The organism is Ruegeria sp. R14_0 (assembly GCF_017743975.1).
Taxonomy (GTDB): domain Bacteria; phylum Pseudomonadota; class Alphaproteobacteria; order Rhodobacterales; family Rhodobacteraceae; genus Ruegeria.
This window is the reverse complement of sequence record NZ_JAGHRC010000001.1, coordinates 588,619-609,695: the sequence shown is the minus strand read 5'-3', so window position 1 is coordinate 609,695 and position 21,077 is coordinate 588,619. Positions and strand designations below refer to the sequence as shown.

24 protein-coding genes are annotated in these 21,077 nt (G+C 59.4%); 13 read left to right on the top strand and 11 right to left on the bottom strand.

Annotated features, from left to right (window positions below):
* Window positions 1-65: 65 nt before the first annotated feature.
* On the bottom strand, window positions 66-1,811 hold the full coding sequence (gene argS / locus J7416_RS03005) for an arginine--tRNA ligase (RefSeq protein WP_209222920.1): 1,746 nt from the start codon (window positions 1,809-1,811) through the stop codon (window positions 66-68).
* A gap of 131 nt (window positions 1,812-1,942) precedes the next feature.
* On the opposite strand from argS, the gene J7416_RS03000 reads away from it, so the two are divergent.
* The gene (locus tag J7416_RS03000; protein ID WP_209222918.1) at window positions 1,943-2,494 is read left to right on the top strand and encodes a hypothetical protein; all 552 of its coding nucleotides are present in this window, start codon (window positions 1,943-1,945) and stop codon (window positions 2,492-2,494) included.
* Here the strand turns inward: J7416_RS03000 and J7416_RS02995 are convergent, their stop codons facing one another.
* Window positions 2,495-3,637: a deoxyguanosinetriphosphate triphosphohydrolase gene (locus J7416_RS02995; protein WP_209222916.1), complete on the bottom strand. Its 1,143-nt coding sequence runs from the start codon at window positions 3,635-3,637 to the stop codon at window positions 2,495-2,497. It lies immediately after the preceding gene.
* Between the two features lie 76 nt (window positions 3,638-3,713).
* Between J7416_RS02995 and J7416_RS02990 the strand changes: the two genes are divergently transcribed.
* Both J7416_RS02990 and xth read left to right on the top strand, forming a co-directional pair.
* Window positions 3,714-4,037, top strand: a complete 324-nt coding sequence (locus tag J7416_RS02990; RefSeq protein ID WP_170468461.1) for an iron-sulfur cluster assembly accessory protein — start codon at window positions 3,714-3,716, stop codon at window positions 4,035-4,037.
* Between the two features lie 281 nt (window positions 4,038-4,318).
* Window positions 4,319-5,098: an exodeoxyribonuclease III gene (gene xth / locus J7416_RS02985; protein ID WP_209222914.1), complete on the top strand. Its 780-nt coding sequence runs from the start codon at window positions 4,319-4,321 to the stop codon at window positions 5,096-5,098.
* 4 nt (window positions 5,099-5,102) lie between these two features.
* Here xth and J7416_RS02980 read toward each other — a convergent pair whose 3' ends face one another.
* Together J7416_RS02980 and dksA are read right to left on the bottom strand one after the other, a co-directional pair.
* Complete coding sequence (locus J7416_RS02980; protein WP_209222912.1) at window positions 5,103-6,254, bottom strand: FAD-dependent monooxygenase; 1,152 nt, start codon at window positions 6,252-6,254, stop codon at window positions 5,103-5,105.
* A gap of 70 nt (window positions 6,255-6,324) precedes the next feature.
* Complete coding sequence (gene dksA, locus J7416_RS02975; protein ID WP_170382828.1) at window positions 6,325-6,747, bottom strand: RNA polymerase-binding protein DksA; 423 nt, start codon at window positions 6,745-6,747, stop codon at window positions 6,325-6,327.
* Window positions 6,748-7,120: 373 nt separating this feature from the next.
* Here dksA and J7416_RS02970 point away from each other — a divergent pair, with 373 nt between their 5' ends.
* The 5 genes from J7416_RS02970 to J7416_RS02950 all read left to right on the top strand — a co-directional run bounded on the left by J7416_RS02970 (window position 7,121) and on the right by J7416_RS02950 (window position 11,260).
* Complete coding sequence (locus tag J7416_RS02970) at window positions 7,121-7,966, top strand: MoxR family ATPase (protein ID WP_209222910.1); 846 nt, start codon at window positions 7,121-7,123, stop codon at window positions 7,964-7,966.
* Window positions 7,967-8,081: 115 nt separating this feature from the next.
* Complete coding sequence (locus J7416_RS02965) at window positions 8,082-8,531, top strand: GNAT family N-acetyltransferase (RefSeq protein ID WP_348540243.1); 450 nt, start codon at window positions 8,082-8,084, stop codon at window positions 8,529-8,531.
* Window positions 8,528-9,898 (top strand): DUF2927 domain-containing protein, encoded by a 1,371-nt coding sequence (locus J7416_RS02960; protein WP_209222908.1) that lies wholly within the window; start codon window positions 8,528-8,530, stop codon window positions 9,896-9,898. Before J7416_RS02965 ends, J7416_RS02960 begins: the two co-directional genes overlap by 4 nt.
* A 3-nt stretch (window positions 9,899-9,901) precedes the next feature.
* On the top strand, window positions 9,902-10,072 hold the full coding sequence (locus J7416_RS02955) for a hypothetical protein (RefSeq protein WP_209222906.1): 171 nt from the start codon (window positions 9,902-9,904) through the stop codon (window positions 10,070-10,072).
* Between the two features lie 3 nt (window positions 10,073-10,075).
* Window positions 10,076-11,260, top strand: coding sequence for a VWA domain-containing protein (locus J7416_RS02950; RefSeq protein ID WP_209222904.1), 1,185 nt, complete (start codon window positions 10,076-10,078; stop codon window positions 11,258-11,260).
* 3 nt (window positions 11,261-11,263) lie between these two features.
* Here the strand turns inward: J7416_RS02950 and J7416_RS02945 are convergent, their stop codons facing one another.
* Window positions 11,264-11,932: a hemolysin III family protein gene (locus J7416_RS02945; protein WP_209222902.1), complete on the bottom strand. Its 669-nt coding sequence runs from the start codon at window positions 11,930-11,932 to the stop codon at window positions 11,264-11,266.
* A gap of 129 nt (window positions 11,933-12,061) precedes the next feature.
* Window positions 12,062-12,583 (bottom strand): hypothetical protein, encoded by a 522-nt coding sequence (locus J7416_RS02940; protein WP_209222900.1) that lies wholly within the window; start codon window positions 12,581-12,583, stop codon window positions 12,062-12,064.
* Between the two features lie 126 nt (window positions 12,584-12,709).
* Here J7416_RS02940 and J7416_RS02935 point away from each other — a divergent pair, with 126 nt between their 5' ends.
* Window positions 12,710-13,396, top strand: coding sequence for a M48 family metallopeptidase (locus J7416_RS02935; RefSeq protein WP_209222898.1), 687 nt, complete (start codon window positions 12,710-12,712; stop codon window positions 13,394-13,396).
* Window positions 13,397-13,467: 71 nt separating this feature from the next.
* On the opposite strand, the gene J7416_RS02930 is transcribed toward J7416_RS02935, so the two are convergent.
* From J7416_RS02930 to J7416_RS02910, 5 genes are read right to left on the bottom strand one after another with little or no spacing between them, the layout of a single operon-like run.
* Entirely contained in the window at window positions 13,468-14,010 is a 543-nt protein-coding gene (locus tag J7416_RS02930; protein WP_209222896.1) for a PIN domain-containing protein, read from the bottom strand.
* The gene (locus J7416_RS02925; RefSeq protein ID WP_209222893.1) at window positions 14,007-15,209 is read right to left on the bottom strand and encodes a class I SAM-dependent rRNA methyltransferase; all 1,203 of its coding nucleotides are present in this window, start codon (window positions 15,207-15,209) and stop codon (window positions 14,007-14,009) included. The genes J7416_RS02930 and J7416_RS02925 overlap by 4 nt, the downstream gene beginning before the upstream one ends.
* A gap of 38 nt (window positions 15,210-15,247) precedes the next feature.
* Window positions 15,248-15,520 (bottom strand): hypothetical protein, encoded by a 273-nt coding sequence (locus J7416_RS02920; protein WP_209222891.1) that lies wholly within the window; start codon window positions 15,518-15,520, stop codon window positions 15,248-15,250.
* Window positions 15,507-18,296, bottom strand: a complete 2,790-nt coding sequence (locus J7416_RS02915) for a glutamine-synthetase adenylyltransferase (protein ID WP_209222889.1) — start codon at window positions 18,294-18,296, stop codon at window positions 15,507-15,509. The genes J7416_RS02920 and J7416_RS02915 overlap by 14 nt, the downstream gene beginning before the upstream one ends.
* Entirely contained in the window at window positions 18,293-18,682 is a 390-nt protein-coding gene (locus J7416_RS02910; protein ID WP_209222887.1) for a nuclear transport factor 2 family protein, read from the bottom strand. Before J7416_RS02910 ends, J7416_RS02915 begins: the two co-directional genes overlap by 4 nt.
* Window positions 18,683-18,830: 148 nt before the next feature.
* Between J7416_RS02910 and J7416_RS02905 the strand changes: the two genes are divergently transcribed.
* The 4 genes from J7416_RS02905 (at window position 18,831) to J7416_RS02890 (ending at window position 21,048) form a co-directional block, all read left to right on the top strand.
* A complete protein-coding gene (locus tag J7416_RS02905) occupies window positions 18,831-19,253 on the top strand; it encodes a DUF2852 domain-containing protein (protein WP_209222886.1) in 423 nt (140 codons plus the stop codon).
* 65 nt (window positions 19,254-19,318) lie between these two features.
* Window positions 19,319-19,750, top strand: a complete 432-nt coding sequence (locus tag J7416_RS02900) for an RDD family protein (protein WP_209222884.1) — start codon at window positions 19,319-19,321, stop codon at window positions 19,748-19,750.
* Between the two features lie 77 nt (window positions 19,751-19,827).
* A complete protein-coding gene (locus J7416_RS02895; protein WP_209222882.1) occupies window positions 19,828-20,652 on the top strand; it encodes an arginyltransferase in 825 nt (274 codons plus the stop codon).
* 6 nt (window positions 20,653-20,658) lie between these two features.
* Window positions 20,659-21,048 carry a VOC family protein gene (locus tag J7416_RS02890; protein ID WP_209222880.1) on the top strand — a complete coding sequence of 130 codons (390 nt, stop codon included), beginning with the start codon at window positions 20,659-20,661 and terminating at the stop codon, window positions 21,046-21,048.
* Window positions 21,049-21,077 lie beyond the last annotated feature (29 nt).

Sequence of the window (21,077 nt, the reverse complement as noted above, 5' to 3'; positions counted from 1 at the left end):
ACCAGAAAATAAGGCGCGCGGGTCATTTCTTGCCTACCTCGTACCGGCGGTTCGGGCGGTGTTTGTTACCGCATCTCCTGCGCCGGGGTGACGCCAAGAATACCCAAGCCCGCTGAAATCACAACAGAAACGGCCCGGGCCAATGCGATTTTTGACTGGCTTGTGGCAACATCGCCATCCTGGATGAACCGCAGCGACATCTCATCATTGCCCTTGTTCCACAACGCGTGGAAATCTCCGGCCAATTCATACAGGTAGAAGGCCACCCGATGCGGTTCATTGGTCCGCGCCGCGATCTCGACCAGACGCGGCCATTCGGCCAGCTTTTTGGCAACTGTCAGTTCCGAGGCGTGGTCGATCTTGCTCAGATCGGCACCTTTCAGGGTGGCGTCATCTGTGGCGATCTCGGCCTCGGCTGCGCGGCGCAGAACACTCATCACCCGCGCATGCGCATATTGCACGTAGAACACGGGGTTCTCGCGGCTCTGCTCCAGCACCTTGTCGAAGTCGAAATCCAGCGGCGCGTCGTTTTTGCGGGTCAGCATCACAAACCGGGTCACGTCCGGCCCGACCTGATCAACCACATCACGCAGGGTGACAAAGTTCCCTGCCCGCTTGGACATCTTGAACGGCTCGCCATTCTTCCACAGCTTCACCAGCTGCGTCAGCTTGATATCCAGCGGCACCTTGCCATCGGACAGAGCCGACACGGCGGCCTTCATCCGTTTGACATAGCCACCATGGTCGGCCCCGAACACGTCGATCAGCGCGTCAAAGCCACGGGTCACCTTGTCATAGTGATAGGCAATATCGGGGGCGAAATAGGTCCAGCTGCCGTCCGATTTCTTGACCGGGCGGTCGACGTCATCGCCATGCTCGGTGGACTTGAACAGGGTCTGCTCGCGCGGTTCCCAGTCTTCGGGCTTTTTGCCCTTGGGCGGTTCCAGCACGCCTTCGTAGATCAGGCCCTTTTCAGTCAGAGACTGTAGCGCGGCCTCAATCCGGCCTGTGCCATAGAGCGATTTCTCCGAAAAGAACACGTCCATCTCAACGCCCAGCGCCTTCAGATCGGCGCGGATCAGATCCATCATTGCGTCGGTCGCAAAGTTGCGCAGCTCTTCCAGCCATTCACTTTCTGGCTTGTCGATCAGGCTGTCGCCGTATTTCTCTTTCAGCGCCTCACCGATCGGGATCAGGTAGTCGCCTGGATATAAGCCTTCGGCAATCTCGGGGCTCAACCCGTTGGCTTCGCGATACCGTTCGTACGCCGACCGCGCCAGTACATCCACCTGTGCGCCACCGTCGTTGATGTAGTATTCCCTTGTCACATCATGGCCCGAATACGCCAGCAAGCTTGCCAAGGCATCCCCGAACACCGCGCCCCTCGTATGGCCCACATGCAGCGGACCTGTGGGGTTTGCGGACACATACTCTACGTTTACCTTCTGCCCATGCCCCATGGTCGAGCGGCCAAAATCGGTGCCCTTTTCCAGCACGGCGGCCAGAACGCTCTGCCACACGGATGGCGCAAGCCGCAGGTTCAAAAAGCCCGGTCCAGCCACCTCGGCACTGGTGATCCGGTCATCCGCCGCCAGCTTCCCGGCCAGAACATCGGCAATATCGCGCGGCTTCATCTTGGCCGGTTTCGCCAGCACCATCGCCGCGTTGGTCGCCATATCGCCATGCGCTGCATCGCGCGGCGGTTCGACCGCCACGTTGTCAAAGCTCAACCCTTCGGGCAGAGCACCTTCGGACTGCATCTGTGCCAGCGCGTCCAGTACCAGACCGCGGATCTCGGAAAACACGTTCATTTCGAATGTCCTTTTGCTTGCCCGGCGGTTTAACACGCAAGGCGGCAAGGTCAATGGAAGCCATCAGTTTAGGCTTGGATTAGCAATAAACCCGGCTAAGCTCGGGCTAAATTCCAACCGGAGAGACCCCTATGCGCCTTGCCCTGACCTTTGCCTTTGTTCTGACCTCGGCCATACCACTGTGGGCTGACATGCCCGCCCCCCAAGGCCATGTGCTTTTGACCCTAGGTGGGGCAGTCACGGAAACCAACCTGCCCGCCCGCGGCGAGAACGACGGCGGCATGCTTGGGTTCCTTGAGGTTCAGCATAGCGGGGCCGCCGGTTTCGACGCCGCCCTGCTGGACGGGCTAGAGCAGGTTGAGATCACCATTCCCTACGGCCCCGAGGACAACCAACGCGACATCGCCTTTTCAGGGCCGCGCCTGTCGGATCTTATGATCATGGCCGGAGCCGAGGGGAAAACCGCAAAACCGATGGCGATGGATGGTTATCAGTCCGAAATCGCGTGGGACAGCATCGCCGCCCATCAACCCATCGTCGCAACCCATGCCGATGGCGCACCGATGGGCATAGGTGGCTATGGTCCGACCATGATTGTTTTCCCGCCGACCGATGACGAAGACCTGGCCTCGGAACAGGCCGGGCAGCAGGTCTGGGCACTGGCCTATATCGGGATCGAGTAATCAGGCACCGGTGAGCCTTGCATGATCCTGCAGGGCGAACCGATCCGTCATACCCGCGATATAGTCCGACACGATCCGAGCCAGTGCGGTCTCGTCCCGTGCCGCTTCGATGTCTCTGTGCCAACGGGCCGGCATTTGTTTGGGATCGTTCAGATAGATCGGAAACAACTCTTCAACGACCGTACTGACCGTTGCACGTACTTCCATAACACTGGGTGCTCGGTACATCCGGTTAAACAGAAAAGCGCGAATTTCTTTGAGTTGCGCCCATAAGGCGTTCGAGAACTGAACCACCGGATAGCCCAGATTGCGAATATTCTCGACGCTTTGCGCACCCGAATTAGCGATCAAATCGCGCGAAGTGTCGATTACGTCAGACACCATGACGCCAAAGACCCGCCGCAATGCCTCATGCCGGCGGCGATACGGGTCCAGCCCAGGATACCTACGGTCCACATCGGCGTAGCAGTCGCCAACAATCGGCAATTGCCGGATTTCATCATCAGAAAACAGCCCCGCCCGCAGCCCATCCAACAGATCGTGATTGTTGTAGGCAATGTCATCAGACAGCGCGGCAACCTGCGCTTCGGCACTGGCGTGCGTGTCCAGTTCCAGATCGAAACCCTCATTGCATTCGGCCAAGGCCCAAGGCAAATCCCCCACGACGGGGCCATTATGCTTGGCGATCCCTTCCAGGCATTCCCAAGTCAAATTGCAACCATCGAATTCGGCATAGTGGCGCTCCAGCCTGGTCACGATGCGAATGGCCTGCGCGTTATGGTCAAATCCTCCATAAGGCTGCATCAGCGCGTGCAACGCGTCTTCGCCCGTATGTCCGAACGGGGTGTGTCCCAGATCATGGGCCAAGGCGACAGCCTCGGTCAGTTCCGGGTTCAAGCCCAATGCCCCCGCAATTGTGCGGGCAACCTGTGCCACTTCGATAGAATGCGTCAGACGCGTTCGGTAACTGTCGCCCTCATGTTCAACAAAAACCTGCGTCTTGTGTTTGAGCCGCCGAAAGGCGCTGGCATGAATGATCCTGTCCCGATCACGCTGAAAGCATGACCTGAAACTGCTCTCCTCCTCTGGCACCAACCGCCCTCTCGCGCGATTGGGATCCGAGGCAAAACCCGCTCTTTCCAAAGGCCTTGTCCTTGTCGCCTGTCCTAAGGTTTCATATATTGTAGCCTGCTTGGGAAATAAACCTTTGGAGTCCGGCATGAATCTGCCTCCGACAGTCACAGAACGCGCCTTTGAACGTCTGGCCGAGATCGGCGCGGCGAAGCAGGGTCAAGCCCTACGCGTCGCCGTAGAAGGCGGCGGATGTTCCGGTTTTCAATACGAAATCGCGCTGGACGAGCCAAAAGAAGATGACCTTGTGCTGGAAGGCAAAGGCCAAAAAGTCATCGTAGACTCGGTGTCCCTGCCGTTTCTTGAAAACGCCGTGATCGATTTCACGCAAGAACTGATCGGTGCGCGGTTTGTGATCGATAACCCCAACGCCACCTCCTCTTGCGGATGCGGTACCTCGTTTTCGATGTAGCGCCGGCGGGGGCTTTGCCCCCACACCCCCAGGATATTTTCAGCCAGATGAAGCAGGGATCCGCTCTCCGACCGTGACGCCGAAGAGCTTCACCTGGCGCGGTCATCGGCGTCCCCGCCTGTACCGCTCAACTGTTTTCGCTGCGATTGGTTAACGATCCATTTCTTCATCTGGCCAAAAATATCCCGGAGCGCGAGGCAGAGCCTCGCAACCCGGCTATCCGCCTTGCTGCTGGGCTGGATCTGCGCGATAGGTTGCAACAAGGTTTCGGAGGATCGCGCATGAAAATCGCCACGTTCAACATCAATGGTATCAAAGCCCGGGCCGAGGCTCTACCGCGATGGCTGGACGACGCCCAGCCGGACGTCGTGCTGCTGCAAGAGATCAAATCGATCGACGAAAACTTCCCGCGCGAACTGTTTGAAGACCGAGGCTACAACGTTGAAACACATGGTCAGAAAAGTTTTAACGGCGTTGCAATACTGTCCAAGTTTCCTTTGGAGGACGTGTCCCGCGGGCTGCCTGGTGACGACGAGGACGAGCAGGCGCGCTGGATCGAGGCCACCGTGATCGGCAAACGGGCGCTTCGCATTTGCGGCTTGTACCTTCCCAACGGCAATCCCGTGCCCGGCCCGAAATACGATTACAAACTGGCCTGGATGGAGCGTCTATACGATCGAGCGCGCGACTTGCTGGCCAGTGAAGAACCCGCGCTTATGGCGGGGGATTACAACATCATCCCGCAAGCCGAAGACGCCAAGCGCCCGGATGCGTGGCGCGAGGACGCCCTGTTTCGCCCCGAAAGCCGGGCCGCGTTCCGCAAAATCCTGAACCTTGGTTTCACCGAAGCGTTTCGGGCCGTCACCCAAGGCCCCGAGCACTATTCATTTTGGGATTATCAGGCTGGGGCTTGGAACAAAAATGACGGCATTCGCATCGACCATTTCCTTCTGACACCGCAGGCTGCCGATCTTTTGCGCGATTGCCGCATCGATGCCGAGATTCGTGGGCATGAAAAGCCCTCGGACCATGTGCCGGTCTGGGTCGATCTGGATCTGTGAAAGATCAGGCCGTCGCGTCGTAGTTGTAAATCCAGTCGTACTTGCGGGACAATCGCGGACCTATCGCCATAAGGGCGGCCTGTGCGGCCAGCCGCATCGGGCCTCGCAAGTGGAAATTTCGCGCATTGGACCCCGCCGCGGCAACCACGCGCTGCGCCCTGCGATGACGCGCGGTTTCATAGGCAGACAACGCTTGGCTTACTCCAGATTGCTCATCAAATGATCGGGCCAATACCCAGGCATCCTCAAGCGCCAGGCAGGCTCCTTGCGCCATGAAAGGCAGGGTTGGATGAGCCGCATCGCCCAACAAGGCAATACGGCCGTTCTGCCAGTGCTCGGCTACGGGTCGCAGGAACAACGCCCAGATATGGGGCTCTTGGATCTGCCCCAGGATTTCCCCGACGAGGCCACCAAAATCGGCGAACCTTGCCCGCAACTCCTCAGGGTCGCCGCGCAGGCGCCAGCCTTCCTCTTGCCAGTCGGACCGCTCTTCAATTGCAACAATGTTCATCAATGTGTGGTCACGCAGCGGGTAAGTGACCACATGCCGCCCCGGTCCCATTGTCAGAGCCGCACATGGTTTTTGATCCTGACGGTTCCAGGGGATTGTCGCCCGCCAAGCCACCTGATGCGTGAACTGCGCCACCTCTGGGCCATTCATATCCGCACGAACCGTGCTTTGCCCACCATCGGCAGCAATTGCGCAATCAACGCTCAGGCTGGTGCCATCTTCCAGTGTGATCTGGACCTCTGAGGGCTGTTTGAGCACTTCTGCGACCCGTACACCCAATCGAAACACGATACCTGCCCGCTGCGCTGCTTTGTGCAGCAATCCCAACAGATCAGCACGGTGGTAGTAGTAGGTCGGTCCGGCAAGCGGTGCCGGTATCTCAGTCACAGACCGCCCTGCCCGATAGTCGCGCAATACTGTTCCGTAAGAGCGCAACCCTGCCTCGGGTGTATCGCCCACAACATTGAGGGCGCGCAGAACCACCATCCCGTTTTCACTGATCTGCAGGCCAGCGCCGACCTCGGTGAGCTCTGCGGCCTGTTCGAAAACCGTGACCTGGCCACCGCGCTGTTGCAGCGCCAGAGCTGCGGCAATACCGCCTATGCCGCCACCGATGACGCCGAATTTCAGACCGTTGATCTTCATGCCACCGGCTTAACGCAAAAACGCCGGAGCGAAAGGCCCCGGCGTTTAAGAAATCTTGTTTTCTCAGCGATCAATCGTCGCGGTGGACCTTCTCGCGGCGCTCGTGACGCTCTTGCGCCTCCAGCGTCATGGTCGCGATTGGCCGCGCATCCAGACGTTTCAGCGAGATGGGGTCGCCCGTCATCTCGCAGTAGCCGTATTCGCCCTCGTCGATCCGGCGCAGGGCCGAGTCGATCTTGGCGACCAGCTTGCGCTGGCGGTCGCGGGTCCGCAGTTCCAGCGCGCGATCTGTTTCCTCGCTCGCGCGGTCTGCGACGTCCGGAATGTTACGGGTGTTGTCTTGCAGCCCTTCGATCGTATCGCGGCTGCCTGCCAAAAGTTCATTCTTCCAGTCCAGCAGCTTGCGACGAAAATACTCCAGCTGCTTGTCGTTCATAAATGGTTCGTCTTCGGCTGGACGATAATCCTCGGGCAGAAATACTTCCTGCTTCATTTTTGCTCCCTCGGTGTGGCCTGCAACGCCGGTCACCTTACCTTCACCTGACATGCGGCAATCCCCTTCTGCGCTGCGTTTATCCGACGACGCAAGGAATGTCACTATGCAAACGTCGTCCCACGCGGCGTCACTGTGAATTGTCTAAATATGAGACTAATAACAAGAAAACCTTGTTTTTCTGTGGATTTTAGCAGGCATTTTTGCGGCGATCACAAATGGGAGGGACCCGATTCATGCGCCCGAATCAACCAAAGGCCCTGGACTCACTGATCAATTTCACCCGCCACGACGCAGCGACCCGCCTTGTCAAATTTTTCGCCCCGCTATAACCCCAAGAACAGATGCCGCGCGATTTCAAAATGAGGGGCCCATGACCGCACGTTTCCAAGGTACAGCCGAGTATGTTGCAACCGACGACCTGACCATTGCTGTAAACGCTGCCGTAACGCTGGAACGGCCGCTTTTGGTCAAGGGCGAACCGGGCACCGGCAAGACCGAGCTGGCCAAACAGGTTGCCGGCGCGCTTGGGCTGAAAATGATCGAGTGGAACGTGAAATCCACCACCCGCGCACAGCAGGGCCTGTATGAATATGACGCCGTCAGCCGCCTGCGCGACAGCCAACTGGGCGATGAGCGTGTGCATGACGTGTCGAATTATATCCGCAAGGGCAAGCTGTGGCAGGCGTTTGATGCCGACGAAAAGGTCGTTCTGTTGATCGATGAAATCGACAAAGCGGATATCGAGTTTCCAAACGACCTGTTGCAAGAGCTCGATAAGATGGAGTTCCACGTCTACGAAACCGGTGAGACCATCAAGGCCAAGAACCGGCCCATCGTCATCATCACCTCGAACAACGAAAAAGAACTGCCCGATGCGTTCCTGCGTCGCTGTTTCTTCCACTACATCCGTTTTCCGGACGAGACGACCATGCGCCGGATCGTCGAGGTACATCATCCGGGCATCAAGGACGCGCTGCTGACCACCGCTCTGACCCAGTTCTACGAAATCCGAGAAACGCAGGGGCTGAAGAAAAAGCCGTCAACCTCGGAAGTGCTGGACTGGCTCAAGCTGTTGCTGGCCGAGGACCTGTCATCCGAAGACCTTAAGCGCGACGGGGCAAACGCCCTGCCCAAACTGCATGGCGCGCTGTTGAAGAATGAACAGGACGTTCACCTGTTCGAGCGACTGGCCTTTATGGCACGCAGCAAGCGCTGAGAAATTGAACACTCGTTGATCCCTGCTTGCCTTGCGGGGTGCCGGGTGTCAGCATTGGCGACAGGGCGGTCCGGCGTTGTCGGGCATTCCGACCCGACGACTAAGGAGCCACCGCTTGCCTGACACCCTCACGATCCGAGCACTGCAGCCCTCAGACCGCGCCCAATGGGCCGAGATGTGGTGCGATTATCTGGCCTTCTACGAAACCACGGTGCCAGATCAGACCTATGACAACACCTTCGCGCGTTTGCTGGGGGATGATCCCAACGATTTCTCGTGTTTTGTGGCCGAAGCGGATGGCCAGTTGGTGGGGCTGACCCACTATCTGTTTCATCGTCATGCCTGGAAAGAGGAAAGTGTCTGCTACCTGCAAGACCTGTACGCCCGGCCCGAAGCCCGCGGCACAGGTGTCGGCCGGGCCCTGATCCAGGCGGTATATGACGAGGGGGACCGGCAGGGTGCGCCCTCGGTCTATTGGCTGACGCAGGATTTCAACCACACAGCGCGCAAGCTGTATGACCGCATAGGCAAGCAAACACCGTTTATTCGGTATCAGCGCCCATGATCCGCTGGACCGCGTTTCTGTTTGGCTTGGCCGTGGCCGGGTGCACCTCGGTTCAACCGCCCGAGCCGCAGACCCGCGTCCGAGCGATCGAGGCGCAGTTGCCCCCGACCAAGTCGTTCTCGGCCACGCGCCCCGTGGCTCCTGCCCGATCAAACAAGAACATCGCGGCGGATTTCATTTCGCTGCACTTCGCGCTTGAGGGCGGGACCACCCTGCCCGTCTTTACACGGTTCGAAACGCCAATCACTGTGCGTCTGACCGGAACGCCGACACAGTCGATGCAGCGTGATCTGACGCACCTTTTGGGTCGCCTGCAACGCGAAGCCGGGATCGACATCAAACAGATCCCCGCAGACCAACAGGCCAACATCACGATCCAAGCCGTCAGCCAGGAGCAGATCCAGCGCATTCTGCCGCAAGCGGCCTGTTTCGTGGTGCCCAACGCCTCGAGCTTTGAGGAATACCGCAAGGATCGCCGCAAACGCAAAAGCAGCTGGACTGCGCTGCGCAGTCGCGAACGTCTGGGAATTTTCATCCCCTATGATGCCAGCCCGCAGGAAAAGCGCGACTGCCTGCACGAGGAACTGGCACAAGCGCTGGGGCCGCTGAACGACCTGTACCGCCTGCCGGACTCCGTTTTCAATGACGACAATATCCACACCATTCTGACCGGCTTCGACATGCTGATCCTGCGCACGGCGTATTCTCCGCAACTGCGCAGCGGCATGACCCGCGAACAGGTGCAGGCCGTTTTGCCAGGCATCCTCAGCAGGTTGAACCCACGCGGTGATGCACTGCCCGCGCAAGAGGTCGCGGCCACGCCGCGCGAATGGATCAACGCGGTCCAGAAATCACTGGGTTCACGATCCAGCGCGCGCACCCGAAAGAGAGCGGCGCAACGGGCGGCGCAGATCGGGAAAGAACAAGGCTGGACAGACCACCGCCGCGCTTACCCGCACTATATCCTTGGCCGCATGGCACAGTTCGACGACCCGCAAGAAGCACTGCAGCAATACCAGATCGCCATGCAATATCTGCGCGCAACACCGGGCACGGATATCCATCAGGCCTATGTGACGACGCAAACGGCAGCCTTTGCGCTGGCGCAGGGAAAAGGGCCTGACATTCTACCCGAACTGGACCGGGCAATCGCAGTCATGACACGGGCCGAAAATGCCTCGCAACTGGCGACGCTGTTGCTGTTGAAATCCGAAGCGCTAAATCAGGCCGGACGTTCGAAACAGGCACGTTCCGTCAGGCTGGACAGTCTGGCATGGGCGCGATACGGCTTTGGCTCGGACGTCGTGGTACGGTCGCTGATGCAGGAAGTTGCCGAAGCTCCGACCACCAACAACAGAGGCGGGTAACGCATGGTCGTAGTATTGGGAATGGCAATTCTGGGGGCAATCCTGGGGGCGCTGGCGGCACGCAAACGCAATGGCAGCGGCGCGGATATGGCCCAATACGCGGCAGGGTACGGCATCGCCTTTGCGCTTGTTGGCCTCATCCTGTCGCTCATCCTTGTTCGACTGGTGGTATAAGCGATGTTTCTGCCCTTTTTTGAGAACCTCCGCAAAGCAGGAATCCCGGTCTCGCTGCGCGAGTACCTGACCTTTCTGGAAGGGATGAAAAAGGGCCTGGCCACCTATGATGTCGAGGCGTTCTATTACCTCGCCCGTGTGTCGATGGTGAAGGACGAACGCAATATTGATAAGTTCGATCAGGCTTTTGCCGCCAGTTTCAAAGGTCTGGAAGAGATCAGCTTCGACCAAGTGCTCGAAGCTGTCGACATACCCGCCGAATGGCTGGCGAAGATGGCCGAAAAACACCTGTCTGACGAGGAAAAGGCCGAGATCGAAGCCATGGGCGGCTTTGACAAGCTTATGGAAACGCTGCGCGAGCGTCTCAAGGATCAGGAAGGTCGCCACCAGGGCGGCAACAAGTGGATTGGTACTGCGGGAACGTCTCCGTTCGGGGCTTATGGCTACAACCCTGAAGGTGTTCGGATTGGCCAGAAGGAAAGCCGCCATCAGCGCGCGGTCAAGGTCTGGGACAAGCGTGAATTCAAGAACTTGGACGACACCGTTGAGCTTGGGACGCGCAACATCAAAGTGGCGCTGAAGCGCCTGCGCCGCTGGGCACGCGAGGGCGCGGCGGATGAGCTTGATCTGGATGGTACCATCCGCGCCACCGCAGAACACGGCTATCTGGATGTCAAAACACGTCCCGAACGCCACAACGCGGTCAAAGTGCTGCTGTTTCTGGATGTCGGCGGATCAATGGACCCGCATATCAAGGTCGTGGAAGAGCTTTTTTCGGCCGCACGGACCGAATTCAAGCATTTGGAATACTACTACTTTCACAACTGCCTGTATGAAGGCGTCTGGCGCGACAACGTCCGCCGCTGGGATCAGCAGACCTCTACCCACGAGGTGCTGCATACATATGGACCGGACTATAAGTGTATCTTCGTCGGCGACGCCTCGATGAGCCCTTATGAGATCGCCTACCCCGGCGGCGCGAATGAGCACTGGAACCAAGAGGCCGGTCAGGTCTGGCTGCAGCGCGCGCGCGAACAGTGGACGTCGAACCTGTGGATCAACCCGGTGCCTGAAAAATACTGGGAATACACCCATTCCATCAGCATGATCCGCGAGATTTTCGAGGACCGCATGGTTCCGATGACGCTGGCCGGGCTGGAACAAGGTATGCGCGAACTGACCCGCTGAGGCTTAGATCTGTAGGACCGGCGCCCAGGCGATGCGGAACGAAACCGCAAGGAAAAACAACACACTGCCGGTCAAAACGAAGACATGCCAGATCGTGTTGTGGAACGGCAGCCAGTCCGACAGATAGAAAGCAATACCCGCTGTGTAGACGATACCACCCGTGATCATCAGCACCACGACGGGTTGCGACAGATCAGCCAGCAGCGAATGCCCCGCCCAAACGGCAGCCCAACCCATCAACACGTACAGCGCCAAGCCGATCCAGCGGAACCGATGCGGGTCGATCATCTTCAGAACTGATCCAAGCGTTGCTGACGACCAAAGACCGATCAAAAGGCCCGTCGCGGGCGCTCCGGAAAGCATGATGAAAGGCGTGTAAGTGCCTGCAATTTTGACGTAAATTCCTGAATGATCGAGCCGCTGCAACAGGTATCCCCACCTGTCGGACTCCACCATGTTGTACAGCGCCGAGAAGGACAGCATCAAAAGCAGCGTAAACCCATAAACCGAGGCCCCTAAAACCACAGCGGGTTCCGTCCGGTATTGGGCCGTCAGCGCGATCAGGCACGGGACGGCGATGATTGCCGCTGCGATTCCGATCACATGCACCACACCATCACTGATGCGCTCTGCGCGGCTGTAGGCCGGGCGGATATCGGCAGAAGACCACATAACACAAAGCTATTGCGCGGCCCCCTATGCGGCAAGGCTGACGGCCCCAGTGTTTCACACTGTGACGACATATTGATCGCTGTGAGGTAGGGCCGCGCAGACGAGACCGGCGCCTGCGCGGCGATCAGTTCAGCGGCTCATTCGGGAATGGCGCAGATTGCGCAGATCAACATCAGCAGCAGGCTCAGTCGCGGGTGGTGCGGCAGAGCGCGCTCGGGGACCGGGTTGATCCGGGTCCGGCAGGATGCCGTAGATCAGCGCGGACCATCCGAATATGTTCGTGAACAAAACTGTCGGCAAACAGGCCAACATCGCCAGAGATCTGGAAAGCGGCTCTGGGATTTCCCAAACCACAACGGACAGCATGCCGACAACGATATAGAGAATAAGCACCACGCTGGACAGGATGAAGACACAACCGCCCCTCAGAATGCCTTTGGGATCGGACAACCAGGACGGGGTAAACCGCGGTATTCCCATAACAATTCCGCAAAAGGCCGCTAGTATCAAGCAGACCACCGGATAACCGATGCTGTGCCCCTCAGGTAGCCCGTTGATCAAACCGGCCAGCAGCAACGCAGAGACCAGAATTGCGTATTTTCCCTGTGCCCGCAGCCCGAATTTAAATGCGCGAAATGAGATGTTCTTCATGTCAAACCTTGTTGAAAATGCGAAACTAAATTCACTCTATGCGTGAAGTTTGGCAGGATTGGGACCGTAGGTCACAAATTGTCAGGCCCGGTTGCCTATCCCCCTGCCCGGAACCATATTTAGACTATGCTTCGCCTGACACCTATTCTGCTGGCCATCGCCTATGCCGTCGTGATGTACCGGATCTCTGTCTGGCGCACCCATCGGGAACTGGATGAGAAATCCACCGAACTGGCCGACCCTGACCTGAAGCGGATGACCGACCGTTTGGCGGCTGCGCTTGGGATAGATCGAGTGCCGGTTTATATCTACGAGATTGACCCGGTGAACGGCCTGGCAGCCCCGGATGGGCGTATTTTCATCACGCGGGGTTTTTATCGCAAGTTTCGCAGCGGCGAGGTCTCGGCCGAGGAGATGGCCAGCGTGATCGCACACGAATTGGGGCATGTGGCGCTGGGGCATGCGCGGCGCAGGATGATCGATTTTTCGGGCCAGAACGCCTTGCGGACGGCATTGATGATGTTGATGAACCGTTTCATTCCGTTCATCGGCGCGTGGATCGCGAATATGCTGACACATCTGCTGGCGTCGCGCCTGTCACGTGGCGATGAGTACGAGGCCGATGAGTATGCCGCTGCCTTGCTAACCAAAGCCGGGATTGGGATCGGGCCTCAGAAGTCGCTGTTTCACAAGCTGGAAGACCTGACCGAGCAGCGCGCTGGCGTTGTGCCCGCATGGCTGATGAGCCATCCCAAAACCGATGAACGGATTGCGGCGTTGGAAGCGCTTGAGCAGCGTTGGAGCCGTGGCTGATGTCTGCGCAGCGAGAGGCCAGCCTCTCGCGCTCTCCGGAATATTTTTAGCCAGATGAAGTTGGATCCCGCTTATGCAGACAGCGCTTTGCCAAGACGTGGGAGGCGGGCTTTTTTCATCAGCGCACGCAGCGTCCAATGATCGCCTGACAGGCGGTTGGCCTCGGTCAGGACACGGTTTGCTGTGTCGCTCATGCCCTCTGGGTCGGATTGCCAAAACCCATGCAGCAGGCTGTCGGGGTCGCGACGATCCAGCCCTTCTTCGGCCAGAATATTCTTGGGGAAATCCTTGGCGTTAACAGTGACGATCATGTCAGCGGACGACGCGACCGCTGTTGCCAGAACATGAATATCAGCGCTGTCCGGCAACCAGAGGCGCTGTTCCAGATTTTCAGCTGCTGGGTGCTGTGCCTTTGGCCAATTGGCTTGGGCCAGCGCGATTTCGGCACGGGCCTGCGCCTCGCCCGCGGGGCCAAGCTTGCGCGCGGCCCGGGCCCATTCTTCGAGGATGCGCGCGGACCAAACGGGCGTGAAATGGCCCAGTTTGGCTGTGCCCAGCAGCATCTCTCGCATCACCGTGGGATAGATGACGCAGGTATCCAGAACCGCCTTCACAGACGGTAGAACACGGCTTTGAGGTATCCGCTTTCTGCCAGTTGCGGCAATTGCGGGTGGTCGGGCCCGGCGAACCCGGTGTGGATCAATTGCGCCTGTCGTCCGGCGCGACCGATCCCGCGCGAGGATGCATCCCGGAACCGACCAAGATCTGCCGCATGCGAACAGGAACACAGACCCAGATAGCCGCCTGGTTTGACCAGCGGTGCGGCTAGGCGTGCGATCCGTTCATAGGCGCGCAGGCCCGCGTCCAGCGCCTGTTTTGAGGGCGCAAAGGCTGGCGGGTCGCAGATGACCAAGTCGAACTGTGCGCCCTCTTGGCCAAGCTGGGTCAGAACGTCGAACGCATCGCCTTGGCGGGTTTGGAACTTGTCCGCGAAACCAGAGGCCTCTGCGCCCTCTGTCGCAAGCGCCAATGCAGCGTCCGAGCCGTCGACCGACAGCGCCTGCCCCGCGCCGCCCGCCAGCATGGCCAGTCCGAAACCGCCCACATGGCTGAAGACGTCCAGAACATGCGCACCCGGTTGGACCAGCCGCGCTGCAAAGGCGTGATTGGGGCGTTGGTCGTAGAACAGACCGGTTTTCTGCCCCCCTGTCAGGTCAGCCATATAGGTTGCCCCGTTCATGGGCACGGAAAGCGGTGCGTCCGGCGCTGTGCCGCGTAGGGTGACACTCTCGTCATCCAGCCCTTCAAGCCCACGGGTTCGGCCCGATGCGTTTTTCAGAACGGTTGTCACTCCGGTCACAGCAACCAGCGCGTCGGTCAGCTTGTCCAGGTGCGCCTCGGCCCAGGCTGCGTTGGGCTGGATCACGCAGGCATCACCGAATCGGTCGATGATGACGCCCGGAAAGCCGTCCGCCTCGGCGTGGATCAGGCGGTAGTATGGCGCGTCGAACAGACGCTCGCGCATCTCAAGCGCTCGGCGCAGGCGGGTCTCGAACCAAGCTGCATCCAGTTGCGCGTCCAGATCACGGTCCAGCACACGGCACATGATCTTGGACTCGGGGTTCACGGCGACCAAAGCAATCGGCGCGCGTTTGTCGTCTTCCAGCACCGCCAGCGCCCCTGCAGGGATTTTGCGGGTCCGCCGGTCGGTGACGATGTCGTTGGCATAAACCCAGGGAAACCCATGGCGCAGGCCGCGCGCATTGGCTTTGGGTTTCAGGCGGATACGGGGACGGTCGGCAGATTGGGTCATGACGCCCTCATAGTCGCGAACGCCCCGAGGGAAAAGCCCTAGCGGTCGCGCGAGCGCCAACCGCCCCGGCGTTTGGGTGCTTTGGCGGATTGCAGCCCTTCGGCCAGCACCTGGGTCATCGGATGATCAGCCGCTTGCTGAGAATACGCGGTGTGAAGGTCAACCAACGCCTGCGCCTGATCCCGTTCGGGTGGCAGGCTCAGCGCCCAATCCAAAAAGATACTGCGGCACTCGGGCAGAGTGATCCCGTCGATCCGATAAGCTTCGCGGATCAACCCCTTGTGATCGTTTGGATCTTTACTCTGCGCCATCATCTTTCCCCTTGATCACGCTGCCGATGATCTGGGCAGCTGTGTCGTAACTCTCCTGCAGCGCGCCCTGCAGTTGTTCGACCTGTTCAAAGCCTGTGGCACGACACAGGAAGGCCGACCCACCCTCGCCGATCTTGTCGGCTTCGATGACCTTGCCGGACAACAGGCGCGCGGCGCATTGCACGGACCAGCATAGGTCATAACACGCCTTTAGGGTTTGTGCCTGCGCGACGTCGAGCAACCCGGCAGCGACGGCACCGTCCAGGCCGGAATGGACATCGCGCTGCGGATTACCGGACAGCAGAGCGCCGGTTTCGGCGATAAGTTCGATGTCCATCATTCGGCCGGGGCCGTTCTTGGCGTCCCAAATCCCGGCCGGAGACTTGGCAGCAGCCAGACGCGCCCGCATCTCGGCAACTTCGCGCAGCACTTTGTGATGGTCCCGGGGCTGAGACAGGAAACTCTCGCGGAATGCCTCAATATCAGTGGCCAGGCTGGCCTCACCCGCAACCACGCGGGCCCGCGTCAGGGCGAGATGCTCCCACACCCAAGCCTCGTTTTGCTGATAGTTGGTAAAGCTCGCCCAGCTGGTCGCAACGGGCCCCTGATTGCCAGAGGGGCGCAAGCGCATATCGACCTCGTAGAGCCGCCCCTGCGACATGGGCGCAGACAGTGCCGTGATCAGCGCCTGTGTGAAGCGCGCGTAGTAAGTGCGCGTGGCCAAAGGGCGTGGTCCGTCCGACATCTCCTGATCCAATGGGTCGTAAATCACGATCATATCCAGATCGGATTGCGAGTTGATCCGCCCGGCCCCAAGTGACCCCATGCCCAGCACGGTTGCACCACGTCCCGGAGCAGGACCGTGTTTCAGGGCAAACTGATCAGACACACGCGGCAGGATGGCGGCAATCACCGCGCTGGCCAGTTCTGCATATTGCTGACCGGCCCGTTCGCCGTCGATCAGGCCGCGCAGGTGGTGGACCCCGACGCGAAAGTGCCATTCCTTGCACCAGCGGCGGGCCAAATCCAACTGGCTTTCGTAGTCGGTTTCTTGTGACAGCGCCTCATCCAAATCTGCCTGCAATGCGGCCTGCCCCGGCCAATCAGAGAAGAAACTGCCGCCGATCACCGCGTCAAACACCGAGGCATTGCGCGACAAGTGCGCGGCCAGAGCGTGAGACGTGCCGACGATGTCGATCAGCAGGTCGATCAGATGGGGGTTGGCCTCGAACAGGGAAAACAGCTGTACCCCTGCGGGCAAGCCGGACAGAAAGCCGTCCAGCGCACGCAGCGCCTCGTCCGGTTGGGCGGTCTTGGCAAGGCGCGACAGCAATTCCGGCTTGAGGCGTTCGAATATCCGCGCGCCGCGTTGCGAGCGCAAGGCGGGGTATGTCGTCCAGCGAGCCATAATCTTTTGGTCGAATTCCACAGCTGGACCCCCCGTCGGAGCCGAGGCGCCCGGGGCGAAAAACCCCTCGGTCAGTTCGTGCACTTCTGTCAGGCGGCGGGTCAGGTCGTCGGTCAGTTGGGTCGCGTCGATGCCCATCAGGCAGGCGACGCGTTCAATCCCATCCGGCGATTGCGGCACCTTGTGAGTCTGGGCGTCGTGGACCATCTGTATGCGGTGCTCGACCTCGCGATGGGCGCGGTAATGATCGGTCAGCTTTTCGGCGACGTCCTGCGGAACCCATCCCTTTTCGGCCAGTGCCGCCAATCCCGGCACCGTTCCACGCACACGCAGGTCAGGGTCGCGGCCGCCGGCAATCAACTGACGGGTCTGGGTAAAGAACTCGATCTCACGAATGCCGCCCTGCCCCAGTTTCATGTCATGGCCCGGAATGGTCAGCGCACCACCCGTTCCCTTGTTCTCACGAATACGCAGCCGCATGTCGTGAGCGTCCTGAATGGCCGCAAAATCCAGATGCCGCCGCCAGACAAAGGGGCGCAGCGTGTCCAGAAACCGCTCACCCGCCTCGATATCCCCTGCGCAGGGGCGCGCTTTGATATAGGCCGCACGTTCCCAAGTGCGCCCCAGACTTTCATAGTACCGCTCGGCCGCCTCAGCCGCCATGCACACCGGCGTTACGGCTGGATCGGGGCGCAAGCGGAGATCGGTCCGGAACACGTACCCGTCCGCCGTCTTATCGCTGAGCGTGGCGCAGAAATTCCGCGTCGCTCGCACCATACCGTGCCGCGCGTCGTAAAAGTCATCCGGATCAAAGCGCGTCTCATCGAACAAGACAATCAAGTCGATATCCGAGCTGTAGTTCAGCTCATGCGCGCCCATCTTGCCCATCGCCAGGATGATCATCCCGGCGGCGGTTTCGACATCCTCCGGCCCCATCCCCGGCAGTTTACCACGCCGGATCAGGGTGGCGATTTCGGCCTTGGCCGCCACATCCGCAGCCAGAGCGCCGAAATCCGTCAGCGCCGCAGTCACCTTTTCCAATGGCCACGCACCAGCCAGATCTGCCAGAGCGGTCAACAACGCCATGCGCCGTTTGGCCAGCCGCAATCCCGGCTTCAATTGATCCGGCGGCAGATCCCGCGCCGCTTGTAGGACGTCAGCCAGCGCATCGTCGGGCTGCTGCAGAGCCGAGGCCAACCACTCCTTCTCTCGGTCAATCAAACTTTTCAAATAGGGACTGGATCCTGCCGCGCCAGCGATCAACTCTCCCTGTTCGGAGGTAATACCGCCGACCGCTGTTCGCGCCTCATCGCCGAGCGCCGGATCGAAGGCACGGGGCAGCCGCTGAATGGAAAGAGGCCCGCTCATGCTTTTTCCATCGGAGTATCCTGGCTGAAACTGTTCACCCACACGTCATGTCGCCGTTCCCACAGGGACGAAATCAGCATCGCCTCCCAATCTTGGGCACCCGGTCTCTGGTAGTCAGCCCGATACGTCAAAAGAACGATGTCAGGGGTCAGCACCCGTAAGCGCGTATCGCTGAGTTCATAGTTTGACATGGTGGGCGCGTCAGCAAACTGCCCCACATGGTCGTCCCGGTTGGCAAACCCGGTGGGGTATACCCCCAGAAAATCCGCACTCAGCAAGGCCCGATCAGCAGCGGCATTGCCGTCCACAAGTGCTGCCCAGACCTGTTTTTCCAAGCTTAAAATCTCATCAATCGTCGGAGGGGACGTGTTTTCTTCATATTGCATAGGCGGAAAGTGCGCCTGTTCCAATGCGAGGTCAACGCCTCAAAAAACGCAAAATGTAAATCATTTTCACATTGCCCCCTTGCAACCGTCGCTTCAGTTCCCATCTAGACAATGTGAACGCAATTTACATCAAACCCGGAGAACCCAAATGACCGCATTGTCCGACCACGCCGTCCCTGAAAATCCGGGATGGCTCTACCGTGCCGAAGCCTGGATGGATGACAAGGGCAAAGGGGCCTGGATCGCCGCCATGGTCCTTGGTTTTATCTTCTTCTGGCCCGTCGGCCTGGCTCTTCTGGCCTATATGATCTGGAGCAAACGCATGTTCAGCAAATCCTGCAGCCGCCGCAAGTCCTGGCACAGCCACATGAGCGCGATGAAACCCTCGGGCAACAGCGCTTTTGACGCCTACAAGGCCGACACCCTGGCCCGCCTTGAGCGCGAGCAACAGGACTTTGAGGCCTTCCTGCGCCGCCTGCGTGAAGCCAAGGACAAGGCCGAGTTCGACCAGTTCATGGACGAACGCGCCCGTGAAAACACCGATGAGCCAGAAAACGGCGAACGCGCCTAAGCCATCCTTGCCCTGTCCCGGATTTCGGGACAGGGTGACCAACAATCTCACCCGGAAAGCATCGAATGACCCACCTGCCCGACCCAGACAGACAGCCTGAGTTCTACCAGTCCGTCGCAACCAAACGGTTTATTGCCTGGTTGTTCGACATCGCCTTTATTTCATTGCTGTGTACAGTCGCGATCCTGTTGACCTTTGGTCTGGGCTTTTTCGTTCTGGCCCTGATCTATGCCGTTGTCAGCTTTGTCTATCGCGTCGTGACCATCTCAAGCGGCTCGGCCACCTTGGGCATGCGCTTCATGGGAATCGAACTGCGCGATGCGTTCGGATCGCGGATGGATTTCGGCAAAGCAATCGCCCACACGGCAGGCTATTTTGTCTCCATGGCCTTCCCCGTCATCCAAGTGATCTCGGTCATCATGATGCTGACCAGCGCACGCGGCCAGGGCCTTACCGATGCGTTCCTTGGAACGGTCATGATCAACCAGCGCGCGTAAAAAATTCAACAGCGTGAATCACTTGGCGGCTCCGGGATCGGTTGCTATCATCCGGTCCCAGGAGACACGAGACGTTCATGCGACACACGCTGCCAATCGCGCCACAGTTCTATGTGACGGCACCACAGCCTTGCCCCTATCTTGAGGGCCGGATGGAGCGCAAGCTGTTCACTGCTTTACAGGGCGAAGGCGCAGACCAGCTGAACAATTCGCTGTCGCAACAGGGGTTTCGCCGTTCGCAGAACGTGCTGTACCGCCCATCCTGTTCGGATTGCGCGGCCTGCCTTTCAGCCCGAATCGACGTCTCGGCCTTTCGTCCCAGCAAAAGCCAAAGACGCGCGGCAAAGCGCAACGCTTACCTACAGCGCCGGGCAAACTCGCCCTGGGCCACAGACGAACAATACGAACTGTTCCGCCGCTACCTCGACACCCGTCACGCAGACGGCGGCATGGCGGATATGGACGTCTTTGAATTCGCCGCGATGATCGAGGAAACCCCGATCCGCAGTCGCGTCGTAGAATATGCCGACCCCGAGACCGGAGGCCTGATCGGCGTCAGCCTCACGGACGTTCTCGATGACGGGCTCAGCATGGTCTATTCTTTCTACGACCCCCAGCAACCCCAAAGCTCGCTGGGCACGTATATGATCCTCGATCACATCGATATCGCGCGTGAAGCCGGATTGCCCTACGTCTATCTTGGCTATTGGGTGCCGGGCAGCCCGAAAATGGGCTACAAAGCCCGCTTCTCCGGGCTCGAGGCCTACTATCAGGGTGAATGGGTCCGGGTGAAAAACCCATTGGATCTGACGGATTCCAGCCACCACCCGCTCTCCACCGCGCCCATCGCGGAACAGGTGGCCAGCATCCAACTGCCCGACCGCCACCCCACCAAAGGCTGATAGTCCATGAACCAAAGTTTGTTTGCCGTCACCCTGGTGGTGCCGGACTACGATGACGCGATCGCGTTTTATACCAAAACGCTCAACTTCACCCTGCTACAGGACATTGACCTCGGGGAGGGAAAGCGCTGGGTCCGGGTTGCGCCTCCGGGCGCAGGCGACGCCTCGCTGTTGTTGGCCAAAGCCGACGGGCCCGATCAATCCGCCGCCATCGGAAACCAGACCGGCGGCCGCGTGGGCTTTTTCCTGAAAACGGATGATTTCGACCGCGATCACAACGCAATGACCACCGCCGGCGTCCATTTCGAAGAAGACCCGCGTCACGAACCTTATGGCACGGTCGCCGTCTGGCGCGACCCGTTCGGCAATCGCTGGGACCTGATCCAGTTCACCTGATCCGCACTTCATCTGGCCCAAAATATCCC